Origin of the sequence: Caulobacter sp. BE264, assembly GCF_031457805.1 — a bacterium.
Taxonomy (GTDB): Bacteria; Pseudomonadota; Alphaproteobacteria; order Caulobacterales; family Caulobacteraceae; genus Caulobacter.
Genome location: NZ_JAVDXI010000010.1, coordinates 1 through 18,398 on the forward strand (window position 1 = coordinate 1; position 18,398 = coordinate 18,398).

The window sequence follows — 18,398 nt, forward strand, 5'->3', positions numbered from 1 at the left end:
GCTTCTCGGCCGCTAGAGTCGGTCCGAAATCCTCGTAGCGCTCGCGGACGATGGCCAAACAGGTCTGGCGAAAGGTCGCGCCGTGAGCACGATTGCTCGGCTTGCCACGGCGCTTAGAAATCAGAGCATCTGGGCCGTGGGCGCGGAAGGCGTCGAGCAGGCGGTACACCTGGCGGCGCTGCAACCCCATTAGCGCTGCGGCGTCTTCAACGCGCGTCCGACCGTCCGCCAGATCGATCATGACACGCAGCCGGCTGAGCTCTGTGCGGCTCATCGTGATCACCGTCATCCGCCGCCACCTTCAACGCCAAGGCCGAAAGAAGCGACTGTGTCATCTCTAACGGTGAGGCGGGTGACATCTCTATCGGTGAATTACAATTGTCTATCGTCTAACAAAGATTATCGGAAATAAGGATTGATCGCTCAGTCTCGTCAGTTCGGTGACCTTCAAGCCGTCTCGATTCTTAGTTTTCAGACGCCGAAGAACTGCGGACTACGACTACCTTTGTGCCAGACGCGGGCCACAAACGGTCTGCGCAGCGCCGGATCCATGTTCGCGCGGGTCTCTCGACAAAGAAATGCACGGCGAACGCGGCAACGAGCGTGAGCATGAGCAGGCAGGCCACCTCCCACCACGCCAGCACGTAGGCGCTCGAGCGTTGGGTCAGAGCGGAGTTGACGCCCTTCCATCCAATCAGGATGGGCATGTGCACCAAGTACAAGGCGTAAGAGGCTTCACCTGCGGCCAACATCGACGGCAGGGCGACCGCGCGATCGGCGCCCGATTTGGACAGAAGGGCTAGGCTGAGGACCAAGGGTCCGGCTGCGGCCACCACTACCCGCTCGTCCGCTTTGAAGTGCATCAGCAGCAACAGAATGATTGCCGACAGCCAGGCCGCGCCGATCGCGTGCGGCCGAGGCAGGTGCACCCGCTGTCCCAGCCGGTAGAGACCTATCCCATAGAGAAACTCGGGTATGATCCGCAGCACGCCCATGTTCAGTTGCGCGTGGACGACCAAGTCACCAAACACCGCTTGATAGGCCAGATCCAGCGCCACGAAGACCAGTGCCGACAGGGCGAGCAGGATCCAGGGTCGACGGGCCAGGACGAGGCCGATCCAGGCGAAGGCGGGAAAGGCGAGATAGGCGAACCATTCGGCGGAAAGCGACCATGAGGGACCGTTCCATGCCGCCACGACCGTTTCCGGCAGCCAAGCATGCACCAGTAGGACTGTCGTGAGCAGGCCGAGGGGATTGTAGAGGCGTCGATCGAACTCTGCGCCGACTAGGGTTCCCGCGCCGACCATCACCAGCACGAACCCCAAAACGGCGATATGGGCCGGGTAAACACGTGCATAGCGCGCCGCCAAGAAGCGGCGATAGTTCAACTGCCCGTCTTCTAGCGCCTGACGATAGGCATGGGTGAGGACGAAGCCAGACAAGATGAAGAAGGCGTCGACGCCGAGCCCGGCTCGATTGAAGATGCCCGTCGAGGCCATGGCGTTCCAGGGCCATTGCAATTGGTAGTGGAAGAGCACGACTCCCAGAGCCAGCACAAAGCGGACCGAGGTCAGCGCGGGTAGACTGTTGGGGAAGGACGTTGTTTCACGCCCAATCTGATCAACGATTTGCATTCTAGCCCCCGCCCTGCTGCGTATACGCGCGGGGAGCAGGTCAACCCTCATCGTCTTATTGAACCGCAATTCCACCAGTCGTCGGCACGCCAGTGACGGACGCAAATGGAGCGCGCCAAAAATCATCAGGATCGGCGAGGGCTAAGATCGCACCGAAACGTAGTGACAGGGACGAGATCGCCCTAGCTGCATCTTAGTGACCAGTCGCAGGACCTTAGACGATGACTCAATTTGACCGCCGGCAGTTGTTGCGCGGAGCAGCCGCGTTGGGCTCCAGCCTCGCAACAGTCGCTCTTCTTCCCAGTTGGGCACAGAGCGCGACGCCGGGCCTCCTCTCGACCCTGCCAACGCTGTCGGGTCAGGACATCAAGCTGACCATCGGCCATGCGCCGGTGACGATCGACGGTAAGCGTGGACACGCCGTGGCAATCAACGGCACCGTTCCTGGCCCTCTGATCCGCTTGAAGGAAGGTCAGACCGTCCGGCTCTCGGTCACCAACGCTCTAGATGAGGAGACCTCGATCCACTGGCATGGGCTGCTCGTTCCCTTCCAAATGGACGGCGTGCCGGGCGTCAGCTTTCCCGGCATTCCGCCCGGCGAAACCTTCGTCTACGAATTCCCGGTCAAGCAGTCGGGCACCTACTGGTATCATAGCCACTCGGGCCTTCAGGAGGCCGAGGGTCACTACGGCCCCCTCGTCATTGAGCCGGCCGAGCCTGACCCGATCGCCTATGATCGGGAGCATGTGATCGTGCTCTCCGATTTCAGCTTCATGCACCCCCACCTGATCTTCAAGCGCATGAAGCAGCAGGCCGGGGTGTTCAATTACCAAAAGCAGACCCTCTCCAGCCTGATGGCCGGCAAGGACCAGACGCTCCAGGAGCGGATGGAGTGGGGCAAGTGGCGGATGGACCCCACCGATATCTCCGACGTCACTGGCGCGGTCATGTCGTTCCTGGTCAACGGCCACGGCCCCACCGACAACTGGACGGGCCTGTTTACGCCCGGCGAGCGGGTCCGCCTGCGGTTCATCAACGCGGCCGCCCAGATGATGTTCAACGTGCGGATTCCCGGGCTGAAGCTGACTGTGGTCGCCGCTGACGGTCAGACCGTGAAGCCGGTCGAAGTCGATGAGTTCCAGATCGGCAATGCCGAGACCTACGACGTCATCGTCCAACCGACGCAGGACAAGGCCTTCACCCTGGTGGCCGAGGCGGTTGACCGCTCCGGCATGGGTAGAGCGACGTTGGCCCCGCGCGCCGGGATGACCGCCCCAGTTCCGCCGCTGCGCGAACGTCCGTTGGCCACCATGAAGGACATGGGCATGGACATGAGCAGCATGGACATGAGCGGCTCAGGCGCCATGGGCGGCATAGACCATGCCGCCATGGGGCACGACATGGCGGCCATGGCTGCCGCTCCTGGCATGGCCGCGCCCAAGCCGCGCGGCTCCGATGTCATGGGCGACATGGGCGGCATGAAGATGTCGATGCGCGACCCGCTGAACGCGCCTCAGATCAAGCTAGGCCCTGGCGTGCAGACCATTACACCGATGCCGATCGACCGGACCGGTGAGCCTGGCCAGGGCTTGGAAAGCGTCGGTCACCGAGTCCTGGTCTACAAGGATCTGCTGGCCCTGACGCCCAATCCCGACACCCGGACCCCGACCCGGGCCCTGGAGATCCGGCTGACCGGCAACATGGAACGCTTCATGTGGGGGTTCGACGGCCAGAAGTTCAGCGACGCGACCAAGCCCTACGCCTTCGACAAGGGCGAAAGGGTGCGGGTCACGCTGGTCAATGACACCATGATGGCCCACCCGATCCACCTGCATGGCCACTTCTTCGAGCTGACCCACGCGCCGGTCGGATTTGGACCTCGCAAGCACACAGTCATCGTGCTGCCTGGAGGCAAGGTGTCTTGGGACTTCACTGCCGATCCCGGCGACTGGGCTTTCCACTGCCACATGCTCTACCACATGCACGCGGGCATGTTTCAGGTGTTCAGCGTGCGGCCTCTCGAAGGAGGCGCGGCATGAACCGGCTCGTCGTAGTCAGCCTGTTGCCGCTCGCCTTGGCCGGGCCAGCCATGGCCCAGACCATGGATCATTCCTCGATGCCGGGCATGACCATGCCCGCCGCGCCGGCCAAGCCGGCCGCCAAACCTGCCAAGCCAGAAGCGGCGGCTCATCAGCATCAGGTGGCCCCCGCTGCAGCGACCGCGAAGCCAGCGACGCCCGCAGCCGGCGAAGCCGATCCGCACGCCGGACATGACATGTCGGCGGGAACGATGGACCATTCCGCCATGCCGGGCATGGACATGGGGGCGCCAACAGAGACCAGCACAACAATGGGTGATCTGGAGGTCCCAACGGGGCCGCCGCCGGCGGCGCCAATCGACTACGCCGCCGACCGCGTGTTCTCGCCGGCCGCCATGGCCACCGCGCGCGGCCAACTTCGGCGTGAGCATGGCGGCATAAGCAGCTCCATGGTCATAGCCAACATCGCCGAGTGGGCGCCCGGGTCAGGCAAGGACGGCTATCGCTGGGAAGGCGAGGCATGGTTTGGCGGCGACATCCATCGCCTTGTGATCAAGACCGAAGGCGAAGGCGAAGGCGTCGTCGGCGACGGCCTTGAGCAAGCCGAACTGCAAGCGCTCTATTCCCGCGCGATCGGTCCCTACTTCAATCTGCAGGTAGGGGTGCGGCATGATTTCGAGCCCAATCCCACCCGCACCTACGCGACTGTCGGATTCGAGGGCCTGGCGCCCTATTGGTTCGAGGTGAGCGGCGCGGCCTTCCTATCCGACAGAGGCGATCTCTCTGGGCGGCTGGAAGGCTCCTACGATCAGCGCATCACCCAGCGCCTGATCCTGCAGCCGCGCGCGGAGTTCAACCTCGCCGCCTCGAATGACGCGGCGACCGGGATAGGTTCTGGCCTGTCGAGCGCGGAGCTAGGCTTGCGGCTTCGCTACGAGATCCGCCGGGAGTTCGCCCCCTATATCGGCGTCACCTACGACCGAAAATTCGGGAAGACAGCCGACTACAGCCGCGCCGCCGGCGAGGATGTCGAGGATACTCGCCTGGTGTTTGGCCTTCGGGCCTGGTTCTGACCCAATATGCCGCGTGCGGCAGGAGACCCTGAGAATGAAACACCTACTTTCGACGCTTGGCGCCGGCCTGTTGCTGATCACCGGCACAGCGCTGGCTCACGAACCAGCCAAGCCTGCCACCGCATCCTCGAACAGCCTGGCCCCGGCGGCCAAGTCCGCAGCCCTGGCCGTAGACGGCTTCCATGCGGCGCTGGCGGCGGGCGACACCGAAAAAGCCCTGGCTTTGTTGGCGCCCGACGTTCTGGTGGTTGAGGAGGGCGGCGCGGAGCGATCGCGGGCCGAATATGCCAGCCATCACTTGGCCGCCGACGCGGCCTTTACCCGCGCTGTGCCCAGCACGCCGCTGTCACGGTCGGGCCTGGCCCAAGGCGACCTAGCCTATATCGTCAGCGAAAGCCGCACGACGGGTGTCTACGGCGGCAAGCCGGTGGACCGCCTGTCGGCCGAGACTATGGTCCTTCGCCACGAGCCGGCGGGTTGGAAGATTGTCCATATCCATTGGTCTTCCCGGGCCGCCAAGCCGAAATAGTCGATCGCCCCTGCCCTGCCGGAGCCCACCCGTGACCCGCTTGATCCGTCGCCCCCTCCTCGCGCGCCGCGCACTGCTGCTGGGGGCCGGCGCCGCCACTCTACTGGCGGCCTGCGCGCAAGGCGCCGAACCCCTGGCTATCCAAGTCTACAAGACCCCGTTCTGCGGATGCTGCACCAAGTGGGTCGAGGCCTTGAGGGCAGCCGGCCTCAAGCCGTCTATCAACGAGCTGGACGATCTGACGCCGGTGCGGGCCACCTACGGCGTCGACGACACCCTGTCTTCGTGCCACACCGCACGGATCGGCGGCTACACCATCGAGGGTCACGTACCGCCGTCCGACATTCTTCGGCTGTTGCAAGAACGCCCCAAAGCGTTGGGCCTGGCGGTCCCTGGAATGCCGATCGGATCGCCCGGCATGGAAATGCCCGGAGCCGTCGCCGAGCCCTACGCGACCCTGCTGCTGCTTGACGCCAAGGGCGCGACCCGGGTTTTCGCCCGCCATGGCTGATCGGCGCCTGACACCGATTTTTGCGCTTCGCCGCGAGGGACAGGGCCCGGGCCGTGCGTATGATCTGTGGGCGACCGGGGCGTCGCACCTTGGAGACATCCGATGACTACCAAGACCACCTCCACCGTCCTGGCGATGATCGCCGCAGGCGGCCTGATGCTCGCCGCTTCCCAGGCCGCAGCCCACGCCAAGCTGGTCAGCGCCAATCCCGCGCCCGACGCCACAGTCGCCGCCCCCAAGGCGATCAGCCTGAAATTTAGCGAGAAACTCGAAGCCAAGTTCTCCAGCTTCGAAATCGCCAAGGCCTCGGGCGGTGCCGTGCCGGTCAAGATCAAGGTCGCCAAGGGCGGGATGGTCATCGACGGCGCCCTGGCCGCGCCGCTTGCGCCGGGCGCGTACAAGGTCAGCTGGCGCGCGGTCACCGCCGACGCCCATCGCATCAACGGCGCTTACAGCTTCACGGTCCGCTAAGGCGATGATCGAGTCACTCGTCGTTCTGGCGCGCCTTGTCCAATATGCCGGAACGGCGATGCTGTTTGGTGCGCCGCTCTTCTACCTCTACGGCCTGCCCGCCGACGGCCCCGGCGCGGCGCGAACCAGCGCCGGGACAAGGGGGTTGATCGTAATCGCCGGCCTGCTGACGGCGATCGGCTCTGGCCTGGCGCTACTGGCTCAGACGGCGATGATGACCGGCGCGCTTGCCGACGCCCTAGACCCACAGGCCCTGGTCATGGTGGCGACCGGCACCCAGTTCGGCGCCTCGGTCGTGACCCGCGCGGTCGCGGGCTTGGCGGCCCTGGCAGTCGCCGCGACCTTACGTCCATCGACCCGTCTCTGGCGCGCCAGCGCCGGGCTGGGCGCGGTGGCCCTGGCCAGCTTCGCCTGGAGCGGACACGGCGCTGACGGCGAAGGGGCGGCCGGCCTCTTCAAACTTGCCGCCGACGTCCTCCACCTCCTGGCCGCCGGGGTCTGGCTCGGCGCTTTGGCCGCCCTGCTCCTCCTGGTCTTGGGCGTGCGTCGGGCCGAGGCCGCCGCCGTACGGACGCTCCACGGGGCGCTGGAAGGGTTTTCCGGCGTCGGCTCCCTGGTCGTGGCCGCGCTGGTGCTGACCGGCCTCATCAACAGCTGGTTCCTGGTCGGACCCGCCCACATCCTCGCGGCGGCTACGACCACCTGGGGCGCCGTGCTCCTGGCCAAGCTCTGCGTCTTCGCGCTGATGCTGAGCCTGGCCGCGCTCAATCGCTTCGTGCTGACGCCGCGACTACAGCGAGCGCTCGCCAGCTTCGACCCCGCCTCAGCGCTGGCGGCCCTGCGGCGAAGCCTGCTGGTGGAGTCGGCCGCCGGCCTCTCGGTTCTGATCTTGGTCAGTTGGTTGGGGACGCTGGCCCCGCCGGCCTCGCTCTGACCATGGCGGGCCGCCGCTCCTTCCATCGTCAACGCCTGATGACGCCAGCGGGCGGCGGCGCTATGGTGACGCCATGCTGAGACATGCGCTCGCTTTCCTGGCCGCCCTGGCCCTCGCTTTTAGCCCGCTGGCGGTCAACGCCGCCCAGGCCGATTGCGACATGGCGGGCATGGACATGGGCGCTATGAGCATGGCCATGCCCGCGGCCGCCACGGCTTCGGACACCGCCCAGGACCCTTGCTGCGACCATGGCAAGGCGATGTCGGCCAAGGACTGCGCCCGGGCCTGCGCGACCAGTTGCGCCTTGGCTGTCGCCGCGCCGGGTGAGGGCGCGATCGACTATTCGCCGATCGCCTACCGGATCGAGACGCACTGGTCGAACACCAGCGGCCGGACCCATGATCCGGGCCAGGAAGACCCGCCTCCCAGATTGCTGATCTGACGACCGGCCAACCGCCGGTCTGACGCTCCCGTGCCCGCCGTCGTGCGTCTTCGCACGCGGCCGAACGGCGCGGTCGCTTGCCCCTTCGCGGGCTTTCAGATCACGATCTCAAGGAACGATCCCATGACTCTGCGTCACGCCCTCCTGGGCGCCCTGGCCGCCGGCCTGACCTTCGGCGCCTCGGCCGCCCTCGCCGCCACCTTCCCCGCTTGCAGCCATCCGCGCACGGGGGCCCCGCCGTCCAACCCCAAGGATGTCTTTCGCACCGCGGTCCGCGTCTGCGACATGCCGGCCGACTGCGGAATGATGCCCCGCAAGCCCGGCGCGGCCCAGCCCGCCGCCGCCTCGCCCCAAGGCTAGGGATCGGCTGAACCAGGTGGCGGGCGATCCCCTCCCGCCGCCTGGACGGCCGGCCTCGGCGGGCGGCTGCAAACGCCCCGCCGAGGCATCCCGTCTGGCCTTTTCGCCGACGTCGTTCGCACGATCCGACAGGACTCCTTCATGCGCCTTATCCTGCTTCTCGCGGGCCTAGGGCTGGCCAACGCCGCCCAGGCAGGCCCACTGACCTTCAACGCCGCAAAAGAGCTGGCCCTGCAATCGCCCGCCCTGGCCGCGACGGCGGCCGACCTCGAGGCGGCCCAGTCCCAGGGCAAGGCGGCAGGCAGGTTGCCCGACCCCAAGCTGCGCGTCGGCCTGGACAATTTCCCGATCTCCGGTCCACCGGCCGGGACCTTTGGCGGCGACAGCATGACCATGGTCAGCGTCGGCCTGATGCAGGACCGGCCCAGCGCCGCCAAGCGCGAGGCCGCGCGTCAGGCGGCCCGGGCGGAAGTCACGACCGCCGGCGCCCGCCAGGCCTTGACGGCGCGCGAGACGCAAGTGGCTGCGGCCCTGGCCTGGATCGACCTGTTCTACACCGACCAGAAGCTGGCCGCCCTGGCCGCGGTCGAACGGGCGATCACACCGCTGCGCGACACCGCGCCCGCCGCCGTCACGGCCGGAGACGCCCGTCCTGGCCAAGCCCTGGAAGCGCAACAGAAGCTGGCCGCACTGGCCGATCGACGAAGCGAACTGCTAGCCGATAGGGCCCGCGCCGCCGCCGAACTGACCCGTTGGACGGGCGAGCCTGGACCTCAGCCCATCGGGCCGGCTCCGGACTTTGTCATCAACGCCGAGGCCCTGCGCGCCGGCCTGCCAGACCATCCTGGTCTTCTCGCCCTGGACGCGGCGCGCCAAACCGCCGGCGCCCAGTTGGCCCAAGCGCGCGCCGAAGCCCACTCCGACACCAGCTGGGATCTCGCCTACCAGAAGCGCGACGGCGCCTATGGCGACATGGTGTCGGTCGGGGTGACCTTCGGCTTGCCGCTGTTTGGCCAGGCCCGGCGCGAGCCGCTGATCGCGGCCCAGAGCGCCAGGGTCCGGGGGGCCGAAAGTCAAAAGGCTGCGGGCGAGCGCCAATTGCTCGCCGCGCTGGAGACCGACCTCGCCGACCACCAGATGCACCACGAACAGTTGGCCCGCGCCCAAGAGACCTTGGCCCCACTGGCCCAGCAACGCGCCGACCTGGAGACCGCCAGCTACGCCGCTGGGCGCGCCAGCTTGAGCGATGTGCTCGGCGCCTTGCTCGACCTGGCCGAGACCAAGCTTTCGATCCTCGACCGCCAAGCCCTCGTCGCGCGCGACAGCGCCAAGATCAACCTGACCTACGGAACCGCGTCATGAGCCGCGTCACGACCCTCTCGACCCGATCCCTGATCGCGGGCGTCGCCGCCATCGCCCTTCTGGCCACGGCCGGGGGGCTATGGTTTGGGCCAGTGGCGCAAGGCGCCCGCCCCGGCCGCAGGCGAAGCGCCTGACCGTAAGATCCTCTACTGGTATGATCCGATGGTCCCTGCCCAGCGCTTCGACAAGCCGGGCAAGTCGCCGTTCATGGACATGTAATTGGTCCCCCGCTACGCGGACGAGGGCGCTGGGACTAGCGCGCCCGGCGTCGCCGTCGATCCGCGCGGCGCTCAGACTCTGGGCATGCGATTGGCCCGCGCAGAGATGACGTCGCTCGCCTCCGGCTTGACGATTCCAGGATCGATCGAGTTCAACCAGCGTGACCTGGCTATCGTCCAAACCCGCACCGCCGGCTTCGTCCAGCGCGTCTATGGCCATGCCCCCGGCGACATCGTTGCGGCTGGCGCGCCGATCGCTGACCTGTTCAATCCTGATTGGGCGAGCGCGCAGACCGAATATCTGGCCGTGCGCCGCATCGGCGACCCGCGCCTGACGGCCGCCGCCCGGTCGCGCCTGACTTTGCTTGGCATGAGCCAATCCCTAATCGCCGCGGTCGAACACGGCGGCAAGGCCCAGACGACGTCCACGGTTCGCGCGCCGATCGGCGGGGTGATCCAGACCCTCGATGTCCGGGCCGGCATGAGCCTGGCCGCGGGCCAGAGCTTGGCGCAGATCAGCGGTCTTGCGACCGTTTGGCTGACCCTGTCGGCGCCTGAGACCCAGGCCGGGCAGATCAGGATCGGCCAGTCGGTCTCGGCCCAGCTGCCCGCGTTTCCTGGTGAGACCTTTAGCGGCCGTGTCAGCGCCATCCTCCCAGCCACCCAGGCCGACAGCCGTACCCTGCAGGTCCGGGTCGAGCTGGCCAATCGCGGCGGCAGGCTGCGCCCGGGCATGTTTGCCACCGCCAGTGTCGGGGGCGAGGCCGCGCCTGTCCTCGCCGTCCCCACCGAGGCGGTGATCCGCACCGGGCGGCGCGACCTAGTGATGCTGGCCCAGGCCGGAGGCCGCTATCAGCCCGCCGAGGTGAGAGTCGGTCGCCAGGCCGGCGATCGCACCGAGATCCTCGCCGGCCTCAGCGCCGGTGATCAGGTCGTGGCCTCCGGCCAGTTCCTGCTGGATTCCGAAGCCAGCCTCGCCGGCTTGGAACCCCGGCCGCTGACGAACCAAGCGGCCACCGCTCCGGCCATGGGAGCGGCCGCGTCGATGATGAAGCTCGCCCCCACCGCCGCCAAGCCGCTCTTGCAGGCGAAGGGACGGGTCGAAGAGATCACCGCCGACACGATCACCCTGAGCCACGGCCCCGTGCCCGCGATCGGCTGGCCGGCCATGACGATGACCTTCAAGCTCGACCCGCCAAGCCTGGCTCGGGGATTGAAGGCGGGCGATCAGGCGGCTTTCGGCTTCGAACAACGTCCTGACGGCCCCGCCGTGCGCAGCCTGCACCGCGTGGAGGCAAGCCGTTGATCGCCGCCGTCATCCGCTGGTCGCTGGCCAACCGGTTCTTCGTGCTGCTCGGGGCCCTGGTCCTGCTGGCCGGCGGGCTTGTGGCGCTGCGCGAGACGCCACTGGACGCCCTACCCGATCTCTCCGACGTGCAGGTGGTGATCCGCACGCCGGCCCAGGGCCAGGCTCCGCGCCTGGTCGAGGACCAGATCACCTACCCCCTGGCCACCACCATGTTGTCGGTGCCGGGCGCCAAGACCGTGCGCGGCTACTCGTTCTTCGGCGACAGCTTCGTCTATGTGCTGTTCGCCGACGGAACCGATCCCTATTGGGCCCGCTCGCGGGTCCTGGAGTCGTTGAGCCAAGTCCAAAGCCGGCTTCCGGCCGGGGCCCGCCCGGCGCTGGGTCCCGACGCCACCGGTGTGGGCTGGATCTTCGAATATGCTCTGGTCGACCGAACCGGCCGCCATGACCTGAGCCAGCTTCGGTCCTTGCAGGACTGGTTCGTGCGCTATGAGCTGAAGACCCTGCCGGGGGTGGCCGAGGTGGCCAGCATCGGCGGCATGGTGCGCCAGTACCAGGTTGTGCTCGACCCGCAGAAGTTGGCGGCCTACGGCTTCACCCACCAAGCCGTGGTCGAGGCGCTGAACGGCGCCAACCAGGAAGCCGGCGGCTCGGTCGTCGAAATGGCCGAAGCCGAATACATGGTCCGGGCCAGCGGCTATCTGAGCAGTCTGGCCGACTTCGCCGCCGTGCCCATCAAGACCGCGGCCGGCGGCGTGCCCATCACCCTGGGCCAGGTCGCCACGATCCAGATTGGACCGGAGATGCGCCGGGGGATCGCCGAGCTCAACGGCCAGGGCGAGGTCGCCGGCGGGGTGGTGGTGTTGCGCTCGGGCGAGGACGCCCGCGCCACCCTCAAGGCCGTGCAGGACAAGTTGAAGATCCTCAAGACCACCCTGCCGGCAGGCGTGGAGATCGTCACCACCTATGACCGCTCGGGCCTGATCGACCGCGCCATCGACAATCTGAAGTCCAAGCTCTTCGAGGAGTTCATCGTCGTCGCCCTGGTCTGCGCGCTCTTCCTCTGGCATTTGCGCTCGGCCCTGGTGGCGATCATCGCCCTGCCGCTGGGCGTGCTGGCCGCCTTTATCGTCATGCGCGCCCAGGGGGTCAACGCCAACATCATGTCGCTGGGCGGCATCGCCATCGCCATCGGGGCCATGGTCGATGCGGCGGTCGTGATGATCGAGAACGCGCACAAGCATCTCGAGCGCTGGACGCACGATCACCCCGGCCAGACGATCGGCGACAAGGAACGCTGGGACGAGATCGCCGCCGCCGCCGTCGAGGTCGGACCGGCCCTTTTCCTGAGCCTGCTGATCATCACCTTCTCGTTCATCCCGGTCTTCACCCTTCAGGGCCAAGAAGGTCGGCTCTTCGCGCCCCTGGCCTTCACCAAGACCTACGCCATGGCCGCCGCGGCCCTTCTGTCGATTACGTTGATCCCGGTGCTGATGGGCTATCTGATCCGTGGCCGGATTCCGGCCGAGACCGCCAACCCCATCAACCGGCTGCTGAGCGCGATCTATGCGCCGGCCCTGGACTGGGTGCTCAGGCGTCCGCGCACCACGCTGGTCATCGGCGCCCTGGTCTTCACCACCACCCTGATCCCGCTGTCTCGGCTAGGCGGCGAGTTCATGCCGACCCTGAACGAAGGCGATCTGCTCTACATGCCATCGGCCCTTCCAGGCTTGTCGGCGGCCAAAGCCGGCGCGCTTCTTCAGCAGACCGATCGGCTGATCAAGACCGTCCCCGAGGTCGACAGCGTGTTCGGTAAGGCCGGCCGCGCGGAGTCAGCGACCGATCCGGCCCCGCTGGAGATGTTCGAGACCACCATCCGCTTCAAGCCGCGCGACCAGTGGCGCCCCGGCATGACCCCGGAAAAGCTGGTCGAGGAATCGGACCGCACGGTGGCGGTTCCGGGCCTCTCCAACGTCTGGGTGCCGCCGATCCGCAACCGCATCGACATGCTGGCCACCGGCATCAAGAGCCCGATCGGGGTCAAGGTGTCGGGCGCGAACCTTGATGACCTCGACCGCGTCGCCCAGCAGATCGCCCAAGTCGCCAAGACCGTGCCAGGGGTCAGTTCGGCCCTGGCCGAGCGGCTGACCGGCGGGCGCTATATCGATGTCCGCATCGACCGAGCCGCCGCTGGCCGCCACGGCCTCAACATCGCCGACGTCCAGGCTATCGTCTCGGGTGCGATCGGCGGCCAGACGGTCGGCGAGACCGTCGAGGGCCTGGCCCGCTATCCGATCAGCGTGCGGTATCCTCGCGAAGTGCGCGGCGATCTCGAAGCCCTGCGGGTCCTGCCGATCCTCACCCCATCGCTGCAGCAGATCACCCTAAGCACGGTGGCCCAGGTGGCGATCAGCGAGGGGCCGCCGATGCTCAAGAGCGAGAACGGGCGGCCGACCACCTTCGTCTATGTCGATGTGCGCGGGCGCGACCTGTCATCCGTCGTCGCCGATCTGCAGCGGGCGGTGGCCAAGGACATCAAGCCGGTCGCCGGGGTGACCATCAGCTATTCGGGGCAGTTCGAATATCTGCGGCGGGCGGTCGAGCGGCTGAAGATTGTCGTGCCGGCGACGCTGCTGATCATCTTCGTGCTGCTCTACCTGACCTTCCGCCGGTTCGACGAGGCGGCCCTGATCATGGGCGCCCTGCCCTTCGCCCTGACCGGCGGTTTCTGGGCGCTCTACTTACTGGGCTTCAATCAGTCGGTGGCCACTGGCGTCGGCTTCATCGCCCTGGCCGGCGTCTCGGCCGAGTTCGGGGTGGTGATGCTGATCTATCTCAAGCAGGCCCTGGCGGAGCGCCAGGGTGTTCTGAGCGACGCCGACCTCAGCCAAGCGATCCGCGAGGGCGCCTTGTTGCGGGTCAGGCCCAAGGCCATGACCGTGGCGGTGATCCTGGCGGGCCTGATCCCGATCCTGATCGGCCACGGCGCCGGCTCCGAAGTGATGAGCCGGATCGCTGCGCCGATGATCGGCGGAATGCTCAGCGCGCCGCTGCTGTCGATGTTTGTGGTGCCGGCCGCCTATCTGTTGATCGAGCGTCGGCGGCGCCCGCGTCACGGCATCTAGGTCAGAGGGAGGGCGGGCGCGATCTACGCCCGCCCTCTCGCCTCAGGCAGGCGTCACACGGTAGCCCGCCGCCGCGACGGCGGCGGAGACGATCTCCGAGGTCGCGCCGGTGTCGATTTCGAGACTTCGGCCGGCTACGTCGGCGCGAACGATCGCGTTGGCGTCAACGCCTTGTACGGCTTTAGTGACAGTTGCGACGCAATGGCCGCAGGTCATGTTTTCGATGGTGTAGCGAAGCATCTGGCGTTCCTTGTTCGACTTCGCTGCAACAGATGGGCCTTCCCATCATGGCAAGGTCAAGAGCCGCTGATGGGAAATCGTGGCTGAGGGATCGCCTTGGGTTGACGCGTATCTTCCTGGCGTAGGTCGGCCCTCCCCGGCCCATCCGCCCCGACAGGAGACATAATTCGATGAAGACCTTTCTCGCCGCCGGTGCCTTGGCCTTGGCGCTCACGGGACCTGCCCTGGCTCAAGCCGACATGAAGATGGGCGACATGAAGATGGACGATATGGCGGGCATGAAGCATGACGCTCCGGCGGCGACCAAGACGGCCGACGGCCAAGGAGTGATCAAGGGCATCGACGCGGCTGGCGGCACGGTCACCCTGCAGCACCAACCGATCCCGGCGCTCAAATGGCCCGCCATGACCATGAAGTTCAAGGCCGCCCCCGCCCTTCTGAAGCCCTTCAAGGTCGGCCAAGCCGTGACCTTCAAGCTTAAGCCGATGGGCGCTTCGGCCGAAGTCGTGGCGATGTCGGCAAAGTAGCCCTCAACCCGTTCGGCCGCTCTTTAACGCGGCGGGCGAACGGGTCCGTTGACCTGCGACGGCTGCAAGGTGCGCGAGGGGTCGACGACCTTGAGGTTGACGCTCGCGGCTTTTGCGGGCTCACCGACGGGCTGAAGGATGAAGGCCAGGACCCAGTCGCCGCTGGTCGGAAAATCGGCCCGAAAGCGTAGTAATCCATAGTCGAGCGACGGCTCGAAAAAGGCTGGAAACACCGCCGAGCCGGTCGTGCTCACAGTGGCGTCTCGCGCCGAGAACGCGGGCATGATGCGGCCCGGCTCGACGGGGCTGACCTTTACCAGAACGGTCGTCGCGATCCCGCGGGTTAAGCTCGGTGAGGCGACTTCGAACCTGTAGTCGGCGGCCTCTACGGCGAGCGGAGCCGCGATCAGGCCAGCGCCCAACACCAAGGCCAGCCGCCAATTCAACGGAAGCCCCGCGCCGGGGCCGGCTCGCGCCGGGGCGGTTGGCCGGAGCCAAGGTCGGCCAGGATCGGACAGTCAGGCCGCTCGTCGCCCGCGCAGTCGCGCGAGAGGTCGCGCAGAGTGTCAGCCATGGCCCGCATTTCGGCGATTTTGGCCTCCAGCGCCCGCACATGACCATCGGCAATCGCCTTGACCTCGCGGCTTGGGCGGACACGGTCACGCCACAGCGACAACAGGTGGGCGATCTCCTCGACCGAAAACCCGAGCGAACGGGCGCGACGAATGAACCGCAGCTCGTTGACCTCACGCTCGCTGAAGCTGCGATAGTTGCTGTCGGTGCGGCCGGCCGGCGTGATCAGTTTGATCTGCTCGTAGTAGCGGATCATTTTGGCCGAGACCCCGGACGCCTTGGCAGCCTGTCCGATGTTCATTTGGGGGGCGTCCTTGGCTTGGCTGCAGGCAGGGGCGAGGTGAAGGCGCGCAGACGCAAGGCGTTGAACAGCACGCTGACGCTGGACAAGGCCATCGCGCCGGCCGCCACCATCGGCGAAAGCGACAGGCCAAGGGCCGGCGCCAACGCCCCCGCCGCCACGGGGATCAGGATCACGTTGTAGCCAAAGGCCCAGGCCAGGTTCTGGCGGATGTTGCGCAAGGTCGCGCGACTGAGCGCCAGGGCGTTGACGACGCCGCGCAGATCCCCGCCCATCAGCACGACGTCGGCGCTCTCGATGGCGATGTCGGTTCCCTGCCCCATGGCCAGGCCGACATCGGCGCTGGCCAAGGCCGGCGCGTCGTTGACGCCGTCGCCGACGAAGGCCGTTGGGCCATACCGGGAGCGCAAGGCCCCGATCGCCTCGGTCTTGCCCTGAGGAAGCACCTCGGCCACGACCTCGTCGATCCCCAGTATCCTGGCGACCGCGTCGGCGGTGCGCCGGTTGTCGCCGGTGACCATCGCCACCTTCAGGCCTTGGGCGTGCAGGGCGGCGATGGCGGCGGGCGTGGTCTCGCGAATGGGATCGGCCACCGCCAGAACCGCCGCCAGACGCCCGTCGATCGCCACATAGAGCGGACTCTTGCCGGCGTCGCCCAAACGGGCGGCTTCCTCGGCGAAAGGCTCGACGTCCAGCGCTAGGCGCAGCATGTAGCGATCCGCGCCAACCTCAACGCGGCTCCCTGCCACGATCCCCTGCGCGCCAAACCCTGGGGTCGAAGCAAAGTCACGCAGTGGGCCAGGCGCTGCCCCTTCGGCCTTGGCCGCGCTGACGATGGCCTGAGCGATCGGGTGCTCCGAGCGCGCCTCGACCGCCGCAGCCAGGCTCAGGACCTCGCCGCGGGCAAACCCGTCCGCGACGATCAGGTCGGTCAATTCCGGACGCCCCTTGGTCAGGGTGCCAGTCTTGTCCAGAGCCACAACCTTCGCCTCCTGCAGAGCCTGGAGGGCTTCTCCACGGCGGAACAGGACGCCTAGTTCGGCGGCCCTGCCGGTGCCGACCATGATCGAGGTCGGCGTGGCCAGGCCCATGGCGCACGGACAGGCGATGATTAGCACCGCCACCGCGTGGACCAGCGCCAGGCCCAGAGCGGGCGGCGGGCCCAACACCAGCCAGGCCAGGAAGGTCGCGACGGCCACGACGATGACGGCGGGCACAAACCAAGCCGTGATCTTGTCGACGAGGGCCTGGATCGGGAGCTTGGAGCACTGCGCGGCCTGCACCATGCGTACGATCTGGGCGAGTAGGGTATCGCCGCCGACCTTGGTGGCCTTGAACCGCATGGCGCCGGTGGTGTTGACCGTGCCGCCAACCACGCTTGCGCCGACCGTCTTTTCCACCGGGATCGGCTCGCCGGTGATCATCGCCTCGTCGACGAACGACACGCCCTCCTCGACGACCCCATCGACCGGGATCCGCTCGCCGGGACGGATCAGGACCAGGTCGCCGGGAACAACCTCGCCGATCGCGATCTCGACCGCCTGACCGCCGCGTTCGACCCGCGCTGTCTTGGCTTGCAAGGTCATCAATCGCTTGATGGCTTGGCTCGTCGCGCCCTTGGCCCGAGCTTCGAACCAGCGTCCGACCAGGATCAAGGTGACGATGACGGCCGCAGCCTCGTAATAGACGCCGTCCGTGCCGGCCGGCAACGCGCCCGGCGCGAAGGTGGCGACCAGCGAATAGGCAAAAGCGGCGCTCGCGCCCAGCACGACCAGGCTGTTCATGTCGGGTGTCAGGCGCAGCAGATTTGGCACACCCTTGCGATAGAAGCGCAGCCCGGGTCCGAACAGGACAACGCTGGCAAGCCCTAGGCTGATCAGCCGCCAGGCCTGTTCACCAACCGTCGCGGCCAATAGATGGTGAGCACCGGGAATGAAGTGCCGGGCCATCTCGACCAGGAAAAGTGGCGCGGTGGCAACGGCGGCGATCACGACAGCACGCTTGAGGTCGGCGATCTCGGTCTCGCGCGCCTGGGCTTCCTCGTCGTCAGCGCCAGCTTCGGTGTCTTGCACCAGGCTCGCTGCGTATCCGGCCTCGGCAACGGATCCGATCAGCGCGTCGGGATCGAGCATTCCGCGCGCACCGCCGACGCTGGCGCGTTCGGTGGCCAAATTGACGACGGCGCGCTCGACGCCCGAGACCTTAAGCAAGGCCTTTTCGACGCGCGAGACGCAGGACGCGCAGGTCATGCCGTCGATGCGAAGTTCGATCGTCTGAGGGGTGAGATCATAGCCGGCCTGGCGGATCGCGGCGCCGATCGCGAGAGGGTCGCCGCCTTCGACATGCAGCCGTTGCGCTGCGAGATTGACCGTAGCGGCGCGCACGCCCGGCGTCGCCAAGACCGCCTGTTCGACCCGCCGCACGCACGACGCGCAGGTCATCCCAAGCACGGGCAGGTCGAGTGTCTTGAGAATTTGGTCGGGCATCGGCGCTCTCCTCTTGTCGATGCCCGGCTTTGTGAGGCTTCCCATCATAGGAAGGTCAAGGCCTTGTCGTCGGCGTCAGTAGGAAATACGTGCGGACCCAAGCCCTCCCCTAATCGGAAGGTTTGTTGGTGATGAATCGAGAGTTGGAGCAGCAAACGACAAGTCGTGCGCGCTTCGGGCCTCCATCGTTACAATGATTGGAACGTCCGTTGGTGAGCTATAATATCGTAGAGGCAACGAATACGCGCAAACGCTGTTTTAGTC

The 18,398-nt window shown here is 67.0% G+C and carries 19 protein-coding genes; 13 read left to right on the forward strand and 6 right to left on the reverse strand.

The genetic code is table 11. The features are described from left to right. Both J2X45_RS19005 and J2X45_RS19010 read right to left on the reverse strand, forming a co-directional pair. Positions 1 to 289, reverse strand: a 289-nt coding sequence (locus J2X45_RS19005) for a helix-turn-helix domain-containing protein (protein ID WP_310218058.1), incomplete at its 3' end; no start/stop codon positions are given. Between the two features lie 175 nt (positions 290 to 464). After that, positions 465 to 1,634, reverse strand: coding sequence for an acyltransferase (locus tag J2X45_RS19010; RefSeq protein ID WP_310218061.1), 1,170 nt, complete (start codon positions 1,632 to 1,634; stop codon positions 465 to 467). Positions 1,635 to 1,855: 221 nt separating this feature from the next. Between J2X45_RS19010 and J2X45_RS19015 the strand changes: the two genes are divergently transcribed. The 12 genes from J2X45_RS19015 (at position 1,856) to J2X45_RS19070 (ending at position 14,007) form a co-directional block, all read left to right on the forward strand. Beyond that, positions 1,856 to 3,673, forward strand: coding sequence for a copper resistance system multicopper oxidase (locus tag J2X45_RS19015; protein WP_099504322.1), 1,818 nt, complete (start codon positions 1,856 to 1,858; stop codon positions 3,671 to 3,673). Further along, entirely contained in the window at positions 3,670 to 4,746 is a 1,077-nt protein-coding gene (locus tag J2X45_RS19020) for a copper resistance protein B (RefSeq protein ID WP_310218067.1), read from the forward strand. Before J2X45_RS19015 ends, J2X45_RS19020 begins: the two co-directional genes overlap by 4 nt. Positions 4,747 to 4,780: 34 nt before the next feature. Then, positions 4,781 to 5,275: a nuclear transport factor 2 family protein gene (locus tag J2X45_RS19025; protein WP_310218070.1), complete on the forward strand. Its 495-nt coding sequence runs from the start codon at positions 4,781 to 4,783 to the stop codon at positions 5,273 to 5,275. Between the two features lie 31 nt (positions 5,276 to 5,306). Next, positions 5,307 to 5,786, forward strand: coding sequence for a DUF411 domain-containing protein (locus J2X45_RS19030; RefSeq protein WP_246841999.1), 480 nt, complete (start codon positions 5,307 to 5,309; stop codon positions 5,784 to 5,786). 102 nt (positions 5,787 to 5,888) lie between these two features. Continuing rightward, a complete protein-coding gene (copC, locus tag J2X45_RS19035) occupies positions 5,889 to 6,257 on the forward strand; it encodes a copper homeostasis periplasmic binding protein CopC (RefSeq protein WP_099504328.1) in 369 nt (122 codons plus the stop codon). A 4-nt stretch (positions 6,258 to 6,261) separates the two neighbouring features. Then, a complete protein-coding gene (copD, locus tag J2X45_RS19040; protein ID WP_099504330.1) occupies positions 6,262 to 7,191 on the forward strand; it encodes a copper homeostasis membrane protein CopD in 930 nt (309 codons plus the stop codon). A gap of 73 nt (positions 7,192 to 7,264) precedes the next feature. Further along, positions 7,265 to 7,633, forward strand: coding sequence for a hypothetical protein (locus J2X45_RS19045; protein WP_099504332.1), 369 nt, complete (start codon positions 7,265 to 7,267; stop codon positions 7,631 to 7,633). Between the two features lie 123 nt (positions 7,634 to 7,756). Continuing rightward, a complete protein-coding gene (locus J2X45_RS19050) occupies positions 7,757 to 7,993 on the forward strand; it encodes a hypothetical protein (protein ID WP_099504444.1) in 237 nt (78 codons plus the stop codon). A gap of 141 nt (positions 7,994 to 8,134) precedes the next feature. Then, the gene (locus tag J2X45_RS19055) at positions 8,135 to 9,355 is read left to right on the forward strand and encodes a TolC family protein (RefSeq protein ID WP_310218079.1); all 1,221 of its coding nucleotides are present in this window, start codon (positions 8,135 to 8,137) and stop codon (positions 9,353 to 9,355) included. An 84-nt stretch (positions 9,356 to 9,439) separates the two neighbouring features. Next, a complete protein-coding gene (locus tag J2X45_RS19060) occupies positions 9,440 to 9,574 on the forward strand; it encodes a heavy metal-binding domain-containing protein (RefSeq protein WP_310218082.1) in 135 nt (44 codons plus the stop codon). Then, entirely contained in the window at positions 9,575 to 10,879 is a 1,305-nt protein-coding gene (locus J2X45_RS19065; protein ID WP_310218083.1) for an efflux RND transporter periplasmic adaptor subunit, read from the forward strand. Beyond that, positions 10,876 to 14,007: an efflux RND transporter permease subunit gene (locus tag J2X45_RS19070; RefSeq protein WP_310218086.1), complete on the forward strand. Its 3,132-nt coding sequence runs from the start codon at positions 10,876 to 10,878 to the stop codon at positions 14,005 to 14,007. Before J2X45_RS19065 ends, J2X45_RS19070 begins: the two co-directional genes overlap by 4 nt. Positions 14,008 to 14,049: 42 nt before the next feature. Here J2X45_RS19070 and J2X45_RS19075 read toward each other — a convergent pair whose 3' ends face one another. Further along, positions 14,050 to 14,247 carry a heavy-metal-associated domain-containing protein gene (locus J2X45_RS19075; protein ID WP_099504341.1) on the reverse strand — a complete coding sequence of 66 codons (198 nt, stop codon included), beginning with the start codon at positions 14,245 to 14,247 and terminating at the stop codon, positions 14,050 to 14,052. A 170-nt stretch (positions 14,248 to 14,417) separates the two neighbouring features. Between J2X45_RS19075 and J2X45_RS19080 the strand changes: the two genes are divergently transcribed. Continuing rightward, the gene (locus J2X45_RS19080; protein WP_099504343.1) at positions 14,418 to 14,774 is read left to right on the forward strand and encodes a copper-binding protein; all 357 of its coding nucleotides are present in this window, start codon (positions 14,418 to 14,420) and stop codon (positions 14,772 to 14,774) included. Between the two features lie 23 nt (positions 14,775 to 14,797). Here J2X45_RS19080 and J2X45_RS19085 read toward each other — a convergent pair whose 3' ends face one another. Genes J2X45_RS19085 through J2X45_RS19095 form a run of 3 tightly spaced genes read right to left on the reverse strand, consistent with a single transcriptional unit; the run spans position 14,798 to position 18,134 of the window. Next, a complete protein-coding gene (locus J2X45_RS19085) occupies positions 14,798 to 15,220 on the reverse strand; it encodes a hypothetical protein (RefSeq protein WP_099504345.1) in 423 nt (140 codons plus the stop codon). After that, the gene (gene cueR / locus J2X45_RS19090) at positions 15,217 to 15,648 is read right to left on the reverse strand and encodes a Cu(I)-responsive transcriptional regulator (protein WP_099504347.1); all 432 of its coding nucleotides are present in this window, start codon (positions 15,646 to 15,648) and stop codon (positions 15,217 to 15,219) included. Before cueR ends, J2X45_RS19085 begins: the two co-directional genes overlap by 4 nt. After that, complete coding sequence (locus J2X45_RS19095; protein WP_310218091.1) at positions 15,645 to 18,134, reverse strand: heavy metal translocating P-type ATPase; 2,490 nt, start codon at positions 18,132 to 18,134, stop codon at positions 15,645 to 15,647. The genes cueR and J2X45_RS19095 overlap by 4 nt, the downstream gene beginning before the upstream one ends. Positions 18,135 to 18,398: the final 264 nt, after the last annotated feature.